At 59.4% G+C, this 13,643-nt stretch carries 12 protein-coding genes and 2 pseudogenes; 11 read left to right on the top strand and 3 right to left on the bottom strand.

Features of this window, described 5'->3' with window-relative positions:
- A partial coding sequence (locus EGH24_RS14840) for an SHOCT domain-containing protein (RefSeq protein WP_246058039.1) occupies positions 1 to 324 on the top strand: 324 nt, incomplete at its 5' end.
- A gap of 118 nt (positions 325 to 442) precedes the next feature.
- On the opposite strand, the pseudogene EGH24_RS14835 reads toward EGH24_RS14840, so the two are convergent.
- Positions 443 to 721 (bottom strand): annotated as a pseudogene (locus EGH24_RS14835) (helix-turn-helix transcriptional regulator).
- Between the two features lie 126 nt (positions 722 to 847).
- Here EGH24_RS14835 and EGH24_RS14830 point away from each other — a divergent pair.
- The gene (locus tag EGH24_RS14830; protein ID WP_142980856.1) at positions 848 to 1,015 is read left to right on the top strand and encodes a DUF1931 domain-containing protein; all 168 of its coding nucleotides are present in this window, start codon (positions 848 to 850) and stop codon (positions 1,013 to 1,015) included.
- An 80-nt stretch (positions 1,016 to 1,095) separates the two neighbouring features.
- On the top strand, positions 1,096 to 1,656 hold the full coding sequence (locus EGH24_RS14825; protein ID WP_142980855.1) for a TATA-box-binding protein: 561 nt from the start codon (positions 1,096 to 1,098) through the stop codon (positions 1,654 to 1,656).
- Positions 1,657 to 1,732: 76 nt separating this feature from the next.
- On the opposite strand, the gene EGH24_RS15710 is transcribed toward EGH24_RS14825, so the two are convergent.
- On the bottom strand, positions 1,733 to 1,981 hold the full coding sequence (locus EGH24_RS15710; RefSeq protein WP_246058038.1) for a hypothetical protein: 249 nt from the start codon (positions 1,979 to 1,981) through the stop codon (positions 1,733 to 1,735).
- Between the two features lie 186 nt (positions 1,982 to 2,167).
- Positions 2,168 to 2,425 (bottom strand): annotated as a pseudogene (locus EGH24_RS15895) (HNH endonuclease); the annotation flags it as partial.
- 443 nt (positions 2,426 to 2,868) lie between these two features.
- Between EGH24_RS15895 and EGH24_RS14815 the strand changes: the two are divergent.
- The 8 genes from EGH24_RS14815 to EGH24_RS14780 all read left to right on the top strand — a co-directional run.
- Complete coding sequence (locus EGH24_RS14815; RefSeq protein ID WP_049983715.1) at positions 2,869 to 3,117, top strand: hypothetical protein; 249 nt, start codon at positions 2,869 to 2,871, stop codon at positions 3,115 to 3,117.
- Positions 3,118 to 3,123: 6 nt separating this feature from the next.
- Complete coding sequence (locus tag EGH24_RS14810; RefSeq protein ID WP_049983716.1) at positions 3,124 to 3,546, top strand: hypothetical protein; 423 nt, start codon at positions 3,124 to 3,126, stop codon at positions 3,544 to 3,546.
- Between the two features lie 28 nt (positions 3,547 to 3,574).
- Positions 3,575 to 5,311 (top strand): hypothetical protein, encoded by a 1,737-nt coding sequence (locus EGH24_RS14805; protein WP_142980853.1) that lies wholly within the window; start codon positions 3,575 to 3,577, stop codon positions 5,309 to 5,311.
- 3 nt (positions 5,312 to 5,314) lie between these two features.
- Positions 5,315 to 6,154 (top strand): hypothetical protein, encoded by an 840-nt coding sequence (locus EGH24_RS14800; protein WP_142980852.1) that lies wholly within the window; start codon positions 5,315 to 5,317, stop codon positions 6,152 to 6,154.
- A gap of 3 nt (positions 6,155 to 6,157) precedes the next feature.
- Positions 6,158 to 7,273, top strand: a complete 1,116-nt coding sequence (locus tag EGH24_RS14795; RefSeq protein ID WP_142980851.1) for a hypothetical protein — start codon at positions 6,158 to 6,160, stop codon at positions 7,271 to 7,273.
- A gap of 2 nt (positions 7,274 to 7,275) precedes the next feature.
- Positions 7,276 to 8,397: a hypothetical protein gene (locus EGH24_RS14790; RefSeq protein WP_142980850.1), complete on the top strand. Its 1,122-nt coding sequence runs from the start codon at positions 7,276 to 7,278 to the stop codon at positions 8,395 to 8,397.
- Positions 8,390 to 10,597, top strand: a complete 2,208-nt coding sequence (locus tag EGH24_RS14785; RefSeq protein WP_142980849.1) for a VirB4 family type IV secretion system protein — start codon at positions 8,390 to 8,392, stop codon at positions 10,595 to 10,597. The genes EGH24_RS14790 and EGH24_RS14785 overlap by 8 nt, the downstream gene beginning before the upstream one ends.
- Positions 10,563 to 13,643 (top strand): conjugal transfer protein (locus tag EGH24_RS14780; RefSeq protein ID WP_246058037.1); only part of this gene is annotated, 3,081 nt, incomplete at its 3' end. The genes EGH24_RS14785 and EGH24_RS14780, both read left to right, overlap by 35 nt.

Below are 13,643 nucleotides of genomic sequence, written 5' to 3'. Positions count from 1 at the left end.
GTCGCGGTTATCGGGGGTATGGCCCTGACGCACGCAGCCGTCCCGGACGCGGTGATGTGGGACTGGCACTACGGAATGTGGGACGACGGCCACATGACCGGCTGGGGACTATGGGGATGGGGGATGATGCTGTTCGGCCTCCTCTGGATGGCCCTCATCATCGGTCTTCCCATCTATCTCGTCTACTGGCTGGTGGCTCGATCTCAGACTGACGGACCCGCTGAGGATAGAGCCCTCGGGGCTCTCCGTGAGCAGTACGCCCGCGGTGAGATCGACGACGAAGAATTCGAACGCCGCCGTGGCCGCCTCACGGCGAATCGCTGACGTACGTCGCTCCCGAAGAGGAGAGATACTACCGACATCATCCGAGATGGAAATCACGCCCATCGCGGATTTTCAGATGATTCATAGACAATGGGGTAGCTGATCTGTACGAGAGAACCTACGCAGGCGCAGACTCACCAATCTCGATGTACTGACGTTCCCACTCACGGCGGGCTTCGATTTCACGGCGGCCGCGCCGCGTGAGCGTCTAGACGTTCGTCCGTCGGTCTTTCTCGCCTTTCTTGACGAGCGTATCGAGATTCGGGTAAAGTCGCCCGTGATGGATCTCCTTCTGGTAGTAGTCTTCGAGTTCCTGCTTGATGGCGAGGCCGTGAGAATCTTAGAGGCCGGCGATCACGTACAGGAGGTCGCGCTGGAAGCCGGTCAGGTCGTACATCGTCCTGCTCACTGATACGAAGCGCTATCGCATACGTCTGTTCCCCCTCAGAGGACAATACAACCCCACAGACACCGAATCAGATACCTGTATTTTATACAGAGGACGGGAGAAATGTCGCTACGTATGGCATACCTGATCGTCAAATCGGCCGTGAAAGAAGCGCTCAACGACCACAACGTCTCGGCGGATTTCTACGACGCCCTCGATGAGGAAGTTGCTGACCTGCTTGACGACGCCGCGAAGCGGGCTGAGGCCAACGACCGAAAGACCGTCCAGCCTCGCGACCTCTAACGCGGCCAGCGCCAATACCCGGGGCCCATTCTCGATAGTGCGACCAGTCTTTAAGAGCGGCGTGTGAACTATGTAGCGATATGGGTACGCTCACAGAGTCAGTTGACATCGAGAACGTCGTCGCGTCAACCGGTATCGGTCAGGAACTCGACCTCGAAACGCTTGCTGATGACCTCCGGGCGACCAAGTATGACCCTGAACACTTTCCTGGCCTCGTCTATCGGATGCAAGACCCCAAGGCCGCGGCCCTCATCTTCCGCTCGGGTAAGATTGTTTGCACCGGCGCGAAAAGCGTCGCCGATGTTACGGCTGCGCTCGAACAGGTCTTCGACAAACTTCGGGGTTTGGGTATTCAGGTAGATGACTCGCCAGAAATCGAGATTCAGAACATCGTCTCGAGTGCGGATCTCGGCCACACACTCAATCTGAACGCGATTGCGATCGGCCTTGGTCTCGAGCACATCGAGTACGAACCCGAACAGTTTCCCGGGCTCGTCTATCGTCTCGATGAGCCATCAGTCGTTGCGTTACTCTTTGGGAGCGGGAAGCTCGTCATTACAGGTGGGAAACGGATTGAGGATGCCGAACAAGCCCTCGAGGTGATCGAGGACCAGCTCACCGAGCTCGGCTTGCTCGAGTGAGCCTGAATCTGTTATCGATCGAGAACGGCAACTCGATAGTAGTTGGAGAAGATACTGCTTCACTTTTGCACTCATATCAGAGCTTGGTCATGGTTGGGTTGCTTCGTTTGAGCAGAGTGCCTCCGATAATGATGCCTGCCGGCAGCCAAAGAACGCCGGTCACGAGACCCGTCTTGACGAGCGGATAGCCGATTGCGTAGTACTGGATTCCGCCGAACAGGAGACCGGCACCGAGCGAACTTCCGGCCACTACCTTCGGGAGATGGTAGCCGACGACAACAATCACGCCCATCACGCCACCCGCGATGAGAGTCTGCCATGTCATCGACATCGTCAGCAATTGAATGATTGCCCAGGAGTAGGCGAACCCGCCACCAACGGTTCCGAGGGCGAGGAGGGCAAGATACGCGAGAAGTCGAGGAACGAGCGGTGGACCGTTTCGATGCGGAGCGCTGCTCGATCGCCGGCTTTGCTGCGGTGTCTCGAACAGGTCATGCCCATGGAGTTCGGCATGACAGGGTTCACAGAGTGTCGTCAAGTTCGAAAGACGATTTGAGCCGCCTGCCGAATGCGGGACGATATGGTGGGCGTGGAGGCGAACGCCATCGTCGCCGGCGTGAGGGCCGCTCTTGCGCCCACAATTCGTGCACGTCCAGTCATCGCGTTCGTAGACCGTCCGACGACGGGCGTCCCAATCCGGTGGATACTCACCCCCAGACGCCGATGGGTCGTCCCATTGGGGATGGATGTCGTATCTGGCCGTGCCCATCAGTTTTACAATTGAGTGCTGCTGGATTATGAAATAGGTGGTGCCCGCAGGTACTCCGTTGGTGAGTGATGCTCTCGAGACTCATACAGAAATAACCGATTAACGGAATATTATTTTAACTGAATTGAGGTGCTGAGTCCTCTTCCTCAAGGAGCAACGCAGGGAGCGAAGTGACCGAATAGCGCAGTAGAGAGGGGGTACAGCACCGCACAGTTCTCGAACTGGATTGCCGCAGACGTTTAATGATATGGTTAACCAACACCGTAGATCGATGTGGCACCACTGTTGGTTAATACGGTCCTTGAGTGGTGAGTCTTCTGATCGGGATGGTAATCGAGTTCTATTCAGGATCTATCCCAGTAGCCAGAAAGTATTTACCTCACATACATCTGCCACGTCAACGTGTACCACAGTTTAATCGGTGCATACCTGAACCCGCACACATGATTACACGGTCAGTCACCATCGAAGACATCGATGAGCTGTACCTGATGTGGAACGACCACATCAACGCCTCGGCCCTCTATCGCCGCGCCCTCCGCGAAGAGATGGCGGTTCGGGATGTCGATCCCGACGAGCTTCGAGACCTTTTCGAACGGGCCCGCGAACAGGGCTACAGCAAAGACGAAATCGTCGCCGAGACCAATCGATACGCCGATCTCAAGACACTCGTCGACGACGCAGAGGAGTAACCCACTATGTCACAGGACACCACTCCCTCCGAAACGACTCCGAATCGCGCCGAAAGCCAGTCGACGGCGGCAAGTAGGCTCCCCAAGCAGGCGGCACTCGTCATCGTCTTCCTGAGCCTGTTCGCTGTGGAACCCGCCGCTGCACAGACGAACGCCGTCTGCAGTGCGGACAACCTCCCGGGTATGATCGAAGGCTTCTTCCAGCTCACCACGGCGCTGGGGATTGTCGGCCTCGCGGTCGTGTGGCAGGCCGATTCCCTTATCGAGATGTTCACGATCACGCCCGACCAGAAGAAGGGCCTCAAGCGCCACAAGCGCTCCGCGATGAAGTCTGCGGTCGTCCTTGTCGCCCTCGGGCCACTCTACACCGTCGCCGGATCGATGATGAACCTCCCGCTGGCGCAGTGCGTCGACCTCGCCCCCTGGTAGGCGACTACCGCCCCCGTCGCGAGCCCCCATGAAACAACGAGAGCTCTCCGTGCTAATGGCCGCCCTGTTCGTGACGAGTTTAGTCACGGGTCTCGTCACTGCAAGCCCGCCACGGCCAGGCACGGAGGGAAATGGGCTCACTGAGAATGAATCAGCGACGCTGTGGTCTCGCGACGCGGACAACTACATCAGCCAGGAGGAGTACCAGCAGCGATACGGCGAGAGCCGGACCGCGATGCACCAACTCGCAAACGGGACGGACATCACGTTCAAGCGCCCGCCGGAGACAGCTGCAACGTGGACGCGAAACGATTTCGCTGATCTCGAACCCGGTGGGTCGGATACGTCCGTGCATCCGCGCCACGCGTCGCTCGAAGACGGGGTGTTCATCGAGGACGCCCACGCCACGGTGTTCGCAGTGCAGCCGTCGACGCGAGGTCACTTGGAGTCGGGTGAAACCCCGCTCTATATCGCGCCGAACGGCACGTTGCGGGGATTCGTTGACTATCGCGTTCGCGTCCCGAACGGAAGCTCTTCGGGGAACACGACGATCGAGTGGTCGCTCACGAGCAACGAGGTCGAGGAGGTTCGATTGCAGAAGGACGGCGAAACCATCGTCGAGAGCGACGGCTCGCACACGCCGGCCCTCGACTACCAGATCGAGGACGACTGGAGTGCAAACCTCACGCTCGAAGCCGAGATCAGCGTCCGGTTGAAGAAGACCACGCGAATCGACCGGGGTGACGAGACCGATGTCGAGGTCACGTATCGTACCGAGTCGCTCAACGTCTCGGACTCGATTGCCGTCGAGATCTACGACCTCTCGGCGTACCCCTACTACGCCGAGTACCCCAATGGTGACGCTGGTGTGGCTATCTTCCAGTCCAGACCGTGGCAGGGGTACACGCTCACGGAGAATGGAAGCGCACGAGTGCGTGGCGTCTGGCGGTTCTACACCGCTCGGAACACCAACTGGGATACACTCGTCAGGTCGAACCGGACCGACAGCGCCACCGTCGAGTCTGACGCGATTCCGGTCTATGTTCACGCGTATCCGTCGCGAATCGGCCCGCGTGCTGAACCAGTTCGCGATGGCCCAGAGATCATCGACACCTGGGGCACTGACCGACCGTCTCCGGTCGGCACGGTCGGCGAGAACATCAACATCGACATCGTCAACCAGTCGTACACGACGACGTACGGCGTCGCTGTTCGCGCCGAGAGCGTCGACCGCGACGCGCTCCAGGTAGCGGGGATCGTACGGGGCGTGAACGCCTCGATTGTGGCACCTGACGCTGGCTCTGAGCGGCAGCTCCGGCGCAGTAATCTGACTGTTGAGGTGCTCCAGCAGAACGAAAGTCAGGCCACACTCCGCATCGAACTCCGGGACAACGAGACCGGCGCACCAATCGTACTCAGCGATCCCGACCGACGATATCCAATCGGTGGGAACACTCGCAACGGGTACATCACCGTCGCGGAGCAACGCGTCGAGACCAACGCCTCCGGGGTGGCGATCGTGACGATCGACGAGCCGGGTATCTACACGGCTCGGTACCATCCGGGTTCGTGGCTCGGGCACGACCCCGCGTATGTGAGTGCGACGGCAACAGCTCGGTGGCATCCGCTCGGCACCATCGACGGTTGGTTCTCGTTCATTTTCGAGGTTGGCTGGCAGCTCATCCCGTTTCTTGTGATGTTCTACGCTGGCAAGCGGCTCCTCCGAATGCTCGGTCCAGAAGACATCTTCCAACGGAACCCATAGTCCATGACTAGAAACCACCCACACATCAGTCGGCGAACCGCCCTCCGAACAGTCGCAGGTGCCGCCCTCGTAAGCGTCGCTGGCTGTCTGAACGACAATGACGGTTCTGGGACGCCTGGTGACGGAACGACCTCTCCAGATGGCAAAGGCCCACTCACGCGTATTACTGTTGAGGGGACAACACTCGTCGTCGAACTCTCCGAAGAGGCCGACGTCGACCAAGTCAACCTCATCCAGCCGAACGGCGAGTTATTCGGAAAGCGTGACGTAGCCGCAGGTGCTCAGCAGGTTTCATTCGAGATTGGCACCGCGTATGCGCCCGGTGAGTACCGCGTACTCGCGTTGAAAGGCGAGGAGACTGTCGCAGAAACCTCGCTCGCTATCCAGCCGGAATTGGTGATACGAGATGTTGGGCTCTATCGGAATAACCCGGATAAACCATGGGATGAAGTCTATGGCGAAAGCCAAACGGATTCGAAAAAGAATGGGGAAGCATTCGTCACCGTGGAGAATACCGGGAGTGGTCCAGAAGCAGTAGTTGAACTCCGATTTACCGGGGACGTTCCCAATCCTGTCGATGATCCCCGTGGAAGTGGGATATACGAAAAAGAACGTGTCATAGTCGGTGCAGGTGAGACAGTAGATATCTTCAGCGACTCGTTCCCGTTTGGCTCGGAAATCGGGGAGGATGGTATGGGTTGTTCAACTGATGGAAATAGCGGGCAGTTTACTGTCGTACTGGAGACTCGAACTACAGGCCAACAAGTCACGAAATCCTACGACGTGGAGTACACTGGCTCTGACGAGATGCAGAATTGCGAGGTCACAATTAGCGAGGCTTGATGTATGGTTGATCTCATTGATGTCGTCTTAGAGGGGTTCAAGGGCGTTGTTGACTGGATTATTGGCCTCTTCATGGATGGCCTGACGACCGGTTATAATACGCTCACCGAGGAATTATTCGGAACTCCTACACCTCAAACAGATGGCGCATTCGTTTTTGGCGAACCATCGAACGCACCCTGGACCACAATTCAAGATTCCCTCGTTGGCGGCGAAATCATGCTCATCGCATTACTGCTGCTCGTAATGAGCGTCCAAGGCCGGCATACAATCCGGATATTCAACATCGGAAGTGCCTATGAGGCAAGGAAGACGAAGAAAACGGCGTGGGTGGGTGCCTTCCTGATTATCGTCTGGTATTGGATTGGTGTACTCTCTCTCTATATCGTGGACGGGTTTTCAATCGCACTGATGCCGAGTATGGCTTCGCTTCGGAACGCTATGTTGGGCTTCCTCACCGTGTCTCTAACGAATCCAGGATTGTCTCTTCTATTCGCCCTGCTCGGAGGAATTTCGATGTGGGCATTGCAGGCACTGTTCTACATCCGTGAGATTCTCCTCTACGTGTATCTCTACGGAATGCCAATCGCAATCGCTCTCGGATATGGGAATATTCCTGTTGTGTCTGATATCGCATTGGGCTTTGCCAAGCGATTTGTGCCCCTGGCTGTCCTGCCATTGCCGGCAGCGATGGTCTTCAAGGGGTACGATTTGATATACGGCGGTGGAACTCTCACACCAGGAACAGCGTTTCTCAAATATCTCGTTGCTGCGTCCCTCCCGCTGGTCGCCCTCTACATCACGTGGAAGACGTTCAAATACGCGACGCCGTTGACGGCCAAAGTCGTCGGCGGTGCAACGAAAGGCGCAGCACTCGTTGGCGGTGTCGCCGCTGGAGCCTACGTCGGTGGCGCCGGCGTCGCGACGACCGCCGCTCGGTGGGGGCCGAAAGCCGCCGCTGGCCACGCCGTCGCGCAAAAAGCGGCTGCCCGCGGTGGGCATGGAGGAGACGATGGCGGGACGCCATCGTACCGTCGAACAGAGAATGACCCTGGTGGAGCGACAGCGGAATCGGCGAGTGACGACCGTGGGATGGAGTTTGATCGAGGAATCCACTAACAATGTCAGCAGATCAAGACGCGGCCGCACGGCGTATCATGGATCAGTTCGGCGAGGAGAGCCGCATCCCGTATCTCAATATCGAGGAAGGAGACGTTGGCATGCTCATCGCCTTCCCCATTATTGGGCTGTTTATCGCGGGGCTCACCGGGATCGAATCACTGGCCCTCCCGTTCGTTGCTGGCGGGCTTGGCTTTGGCGTCGCCGTCATCTACGTCTCACCAACCCACCTGAACGCCTGGACGTGGACGAAAGACGTCTATCGGTACCTCAAACGACCTCAGGTCACGTTCAGTGCGCCCGCCGACGCCGACACGAGTACCAACGAGTCGGAGCGGAACGAAGGCGGACTCGCGAACTACACGCCGTTCAAGCCGGACGAGCGGACACAGGACCTCACGAACATCAAGCGGGCGTGGCCGGGCGCTGGTGCTATCCAGCGTGAAGACGGCGCGATGGAGGCATTCATCGAGATCGATCCGGCCAACATGGACTTCGCGATGTCCGACGACTGGGCGCAGCTCCAGGATGCTGGCGAAGAGTTCGCCAACAAAGAGCTGGACTCGAAGCTCAAACTCCACGCCACAACCCGTTCCTTCCCGGTCGAGCAGATCACCGAGACCATTGAGGAGCGCCTCACTGACGAAGACGTCACGGAGAATCCGATCTTCCGGGAACTCCTCGAAGAATATCGGGAAACACGGCCGAAGGAGATGCGTGACCGGGGCATTCAGCAGGTCCGGTACTACATCGGCGTTGAAGTCAGCCCGATAGAAGTGTACGACCGCTTCCGTGACGAGGGCACCCCCGCCGAGAAGCTGACCCAGTTCCCGGTCATCGGATTCCTGTTCAACCCGTTCGTCACCCGCCGCGAGGACCTCACCGACGTCGAACGTCGTGCGCAGATGTTCGAGAAGCTCGACAGTCGCGTGAATGATGTTCGCTCCGAGTTCATCCAGCAGGCGTCGGGGTGGTCCGCACGTCGACTCAGCACGGTCGAGCTGTTCGTCCTGAATATGGACTTCTGGAACGGCCGCGAACATGACTACGACGAGGCGGAACGTGTCGTTCGCGACCAATCGATCATCGGCCACTCGCGCCGGGAGGACCCACACGATGCGTAACGTGATCCTCCAGACTGATGGTGGCGCGCTTGGCTCCGTCGCCGGGTGGCTCCAGAACCTGACACCAGCAGAGAGTGCAGTACTAGCCCTTGCAGTGGGTCTCGGCCTTGGCGTCGGCAGTAAGTACCTCTGGGACCGCTTCACTGCGGATGATGAACCAGAGGTAAACTTCACCGATGTCCTCGATGAGGAGACACTCGAAGAAGGCGAGGCCGAACGCAAGCTCCTCGACGACATCTCCGAGTCGCACAAGACCGTCACCGCGCCCGGAGCTGTCGAGTGGGAGACGCGAGCGGCACGGGTCGGCGAACAGTGGACGACGACGCTGTACATCGCTAACTATGCCGACTATCCCAACGACGGGTATCTGAGTGACCTCTTCGAGATGACCGATGTCCAGTTCGATCTGACGGCCCACATCACGCCGAAAAATCAGGAGCGGGCCCGGAACGAACTGCAGGACATCGCTGACGACCTCCAGGTCGATGCTGACCTCGAACAGAGTATCCGGAGTGCCTACCTGCAGGAACGCGCCAACGAGGCCGCAGCGACGTACAAGGCCGTCGAGAACGGCGCGAACGTGTTCGACCAAGGGATGTTCATCACCGCCCGGGCCGACGAGAAAGACGAGCTCAGAGATGCCGTCCAGACGGTCAAGAGCGCGCTCCGCGACGACCCGGCGAACCTCACGCCGAAGACCGCAATTTGCCGGCAGGATCTCGCCCTCCAGTCCGCCGCGCCCATCGGCGACAACGAGTTCGGGCGGACGTCGATTGCGCTCGGCGGCGCCGTCGGCGCGTTACTCTCCTCCCCGCACAACGCGACGATTCTCGAGGAGGGTGGCGTCGAGTTCGGAATTCACAAGGACAACCAGAGTCCGGTGGTCATCGACCCGTTTGCCCGTGATAACGGGTACGCGATGTTCACCGTCGGCGACACCGGCTCCGGAAAATCGTTCAGCTCCAAGCAGAATTTCATCCGCTCTATCGAGCAGAGCAAGGACCGCATCGGCATCATCCTTGAGCCATTGAACAACTGGGCTGGTGTCTCAGAGGCGCTCGACGCCAAGCGGATCACCGTCGGTGGGACGCTCGGGCTGAATCCCCTGGAGATCCGCGAGACGCCCGAGCACGTCCAGCGAGCGATGGGTGAGGACGCGAGTCCGTTCAACGAGAAGCTCGACGACGCGATGAGCTTCCTCACGAACTTCTTCGCCCTCCGGGGTATCTCACTGGGAGATCGGCGCACCACGCTCGAACTCGCCCTCAAACGTGCCTACCAGCGCAACGGGATCACCGACGACATCTCGACGCACGACAATCCGAGTCCGACCATCCGTGATATGATGGACGTGTTCGAGGATATGGTCGACGACCCCGAGGAGTTCGTCGTCCGGTCCGACGAAGAGGCAGGGAAGATCAAGGAGGATGCGACGTGGCTCCTCGACCAGCTCCGCCCCTTCGAGGACGACGGTCGCCACGCGAATCTCGGCCAAGAATCGGATTTCGACATCCGCAATGAGAAGGTCATCTACCTCGACCTCGCTCAGCAGGAGGGCAGCGTCGACAGCAGCACGGCACTGACGATGCAGTTGCTGATCTCGCTGGTGTACGAGCGGGCGAAGGTCTCGGAGAAGGAGGTCGTGTTCTACATCGACGAGGCGCGCTACATCATGCAGGACGCCGCGAGTCTGGCGTTCCTCGAGACGGTGTTCCGGCACCACCGCCACCACGACCTCTCGATCCGGCTGGTCACCCAGACCGTCGACGAGTTCTTCGAGCACGCCGAATCTGAGGCCATCCTGGACCAGTGTGCGGTCAAGCAGTTCCACCGCCTCGACGGGATGGATGATGAGTGGGCCGACGAGTTCGGGCTGAACTACGCACAGATGCGGTTCGTCCAAGACGCCGTCCCCGGCAACGAGGACGCCGGCTTCTCCGAGGCCCTCGTGGGCGTCGACGGCGAATGGCGTGGGATCCAGGTCAAAGCGATGCCCAAGGAGAAGCAGGTCATCGACTTCGAGCCAACCGAGCAACGGCGAGACTCACTCCCGGGGACTGGTGAGAATGCTGTGGACGCGGAGGTGCAGGCGTTCCAAGACGATATTGAAAGCCGAACGACCGACAACGGACAACGCCCACCTGAGCAGACGCCAGCAGAGACTGATGGTGGCGCAGCGGGAGGTGACGACGATGCGTGAGTACCTTCGCGTGACGCCAACCTCCGAACGGCTCAATTCGGAGCGTCTGCCGCAGGCACTGGAGAGCCTCCACAAACTGACCTCAACGGACTCGACAGGGCTAGCTGACAAACTCAATCCGCTACATAGCGACACGCCGATACGATTCGAATTTCTCGCGCTGAGCGAGGGGGCGGATGACCCCGTCGAATTCTACTACGGTGCCGATGACCATCTGGATACCCTGAAGAAACGGCTCCGGTCGATCTATCCAGAGACGTTCGACATCGAGCGTACCGAGGTCGACGTCGCATCCCGACTCGTTCAACCTGTCGAATTCGACCGCGAGACATTCGTCGAGCACTATGAGTCGGGCGAGCTCTCGTACGAGTTCGGTCCTGACGAGCAATACGAGCGTGGCAGTGACGACAACAGTCAAGCGGGTCAAGGGGACGCCAAATCAGTCGCGGATGGAGGAACAGTCGGCGACCAGTCTCCCGACCACTTCATCGAGATCGGCGATACTGCCCTCGAACTCGCCCCACCAGATGCGATTCCCGAGGATGAGCCACTCACGACACTTGCCAAACCAACGGTAACATCGGAGGGGACGATACTCGCCCGGCCAGCGACCGAATCCGTCTCCCCACTCGGCGTGCGGTGGCAAGGGTCGGCAACTCGGAAGCAAGACTGGATGACCTCACTCTCGCCATTTACTGCCGACGACGAAGCAGAGCTCCCAGCCGTGGATCAACCAGGGGGTGCGCTCGCGTCGCTCGTCGATCACCTAATGGAGGCGACAGCACCAGTAGCGTTCCAGGTCGTCTTCCAGCGACGCGAGAACTGGCAGTCCGATGCCGACCTTCGCAAGGAGGACGTCATCGACGGACGGGACACACTCGCACAGGAGATTATTGGCTCCCTCTTCGAACTCGACGATCAGCCGGAGAGTCGGGATAGAAACCAGCTGAGCGACGCGGTTGCAAAACGTGTCGCGGCAATCGAGGCAACAAATCCGAAGCGGTCGTTCACCGCGAACATCCGAGCAGTCGGGATTCCATCCGGTGGTGACGGTCGCGATGATCTCGATGAGCGGATGCAATCACTTGTTCCGGTATTCGACCCGCTTGACGGGCCGTACTACCAGGTTGAAGCCGAGCGGTTGCGTGACAGCGGCTTCCGGGCAGCCACGAAAGACCGGAACGCACGAGCGGCGCTGCAGCGGCTCTTGGATCGTGAGATCACGACTGGCCGTGGAAAGACCCGACCGGAGTTCGTCCTGAGTGGCCGAGAACTCGCGCACTTCGTACTCGTCCCCTCCTCGGAACAGCTTACTGTCGAAGGGGCACGTGGGACGCGTGCAGAACAGCAGAGTCGGAATCCGTTGCCCCGTCCTCATCAGGACCTCATGCGTGAGTTCCGAGACGGGATGGCAATCGGGTATGCCCTCGACGACACCGGCGAGGCCGAAGACGTGCCGACACACATTCCACCCGGGCTGTTGCCCACTCATTTCGGCCGGTTCGGAACAACCGGCTCTGGGAAGTCGAAAGCCCTCATCAACGATATGCTGTCGCTGTACGACAACACCGAGGGGCCGACGATCCTCATCATCCCGAAGAACGACGATATGGCCCAGAATTATATGCGGGCTCACGCGCGTCGGTTTGGAATGACCGACCTCGAAGAGAACGTCGTCCACTTCCCGATTCCGGACGTCCTCCCCGGGTTCTCGTTTTTCGATCTCGAACCGTCGATGGAGAGCGGACGACACCGCGAAGACGCCGTCCAACGGAAGGCCGACCACTACGAAGAGATTTTGAAGCTCGTGATGGGAACCGACCGCTACGAGCGGGCGACTGTGGCCCCGACTCTCATCAAGACACTCATCAAGGCCATGTTCGACGAAGAATACGGCCGTGAGAACGGGCTGTACCGAGCATCGACGGACTACTTTGCCCACCGACAGCTCGAACACGTCGTCGACCAGCTCTGGGAAGCCGGGCCACCGAACGAGAACATCGGCGACGCTCCACGGTCGAGCGACGAGGAAGTCACGCGGACGATTCGACGGCAGCTCCAGTTAGATTCGAACACCTTCGCGAACGTGATGGGTGGTGTCGGAAACCGCCTTGCGTACATCTCACAGGATACGCACCTGCGGCAGATCTTCAACAATACCGAGAACCAGTTTGACTTTCGGGATGTCCTCGACGAGGATACGGTCATCCTCTTCGACCTCGGCGACCTCCGCGACGACGCCGCCCGGATTATGACCGGTGTGATCCTGACCAATCTCGATGCAGCTCTCAAGGACCGCAAACAGGCCCTCTCCCAGCACTCGGACGACTACGTCGTGAACTTGCTCGTCGACGAGGCAGCGTCGGTCGTAGTCTCCGACATCATGAACGATCTCCTCGAGAAAGGCCGGGGGTTCCGGCTCTCTGTTGGCCTGTCGATGCAGTTCCCCGAACAGATGGAGGCCGAAGGCGGGCGGAAGATCTACCTGAACGCTCTGAACAACATCGGTAGTTCGCTCATCGGGAAAATCAACGTCGACCGGGAACTGGCGCGAGCGATGGCCCACGAAGAGATGGACCCCACGGATTTCGCCAATCGGATTCGTTCGTTGCCACGAGGGGAGTGGATCGCCAGCCTGCCGAGCCCGACGTTCGGTGAAACGGGGCCGTATCCGTTCAGTCTCGAACCACTCCCGATTCCACCGGGCCACCCCGAGAGCGAATCCCCGCTCACTGAGCGTGAAGAGGAGCAGTTCACTGAGACACTCTCCTCGATGCACGAGGACATCAGCGACGAACACGGCGTGCCGGCTGCAACAGACGCCTCAACAACGAGAACACCGACCGACGGACACGAGGTCCTCGATATCGGGAGCGACGACCTGGACGTCGCGATTGCGACGGTGGTCCGGAGTCTCCAGCTTCGAGAAGGATGCCGTGAGGAGAACGGCTGGGTGGCCGTCGAAGCAGTCGACGACGAACTCAGACGACTCTTCGACGACGTCGACGCCGAGCCGCCATCGTATGATGCACTCGCGGACATTCGA

This window comes from Halonotius terrestris, from assembly GCF_006861665.1.
GTDB lineage: Archaea > Halobacteriota > Halobacteria > Halobacteriales > Haloferacaceae > Halonotius > Halonotius terrestris.
The sequence above is the reverse complement of the archived record's forward strand: the minus strand, read 5'-3'. Positions and strand labels throughout refer to the sequence as shown.

What these genes read in the sequence shown, in the direction of transcription:
- EGH24_RS14830 (WP_142980856.1), top strand. Translation starts at nt 848, where the DNA reads ATGGCATACCTGATCGTCAAATCGGCCGTGAAAGAAGCGCTCAACGAC.
- EGH24_RS14825 (WP_142980855.1), top strand. Translation starts at nt 1,096, where the DNA reads ATGGGTACGCTCACAGAGTCAGTTGACATCGAGAACGTCGTCGCGTCA.
- EGH24_RS15710 (WP_246058038.1), bottom strand. Translation starts at nt 1,981, where the DNA reads ATGACATGGCAGACTCTCATCGCGGGTGGCGTGATGGGCGTGATTGTT.
- EGH24_RS14815 (WP_049983715.1), top strand. Translation starts at nt 2,869, where the DNA reads ATGATTACACGGTCAGTCACCATCGAAGACATCGATGAGCTGTACCTG.
- EGH24_RS14810 (WP_049983716.1), top strand. Translation starts at nt 3,124, where the DNA reads ATGTCACAGGACACCACTCCCTCCGAAACGACTCCGAATCGCGCCGAA.
- EGH24_RS14805 (WP_142980853.1), top strand. Translation starts at nt 3,575, where the DNA reads ATGAAACAACGAGAGCTCTCCGTGCTAATGGCCGCCCTGTTCGTGACG.
- EGH24_RS14800 (WP_142980852.1), top strand. Translation starts at nt 5,315, where the DNA reads ATGACTAGAAACCACCCACACATCAGTCGGCGAACCGCCCTCCGAACA.
- EGH24_RS14795 (WP_142980851.1), top strand. Translation starts at nt 6,158, where the DNA reads ATGGTTGATCTCATTGATGTCGTCTTAGAGGGGTTCAAGGGCGTTGTT.
- EGH24_RS14790 (WP_142980850.1), top strand. Translation starts at nt 7,276, where the DNA reads ATGTCAGCAGATCAAGACGCGGCCGCACGGCGTATCATGGATCAGTTC.
- EGH24_RS14785 (WP_142980849.1), top strand. Translation starts at nt 8,390, where the DNA reads ATGCGTAACGTGATCCTCCAGACTGATGGTGGCGCGCTTGGCTCCGTC.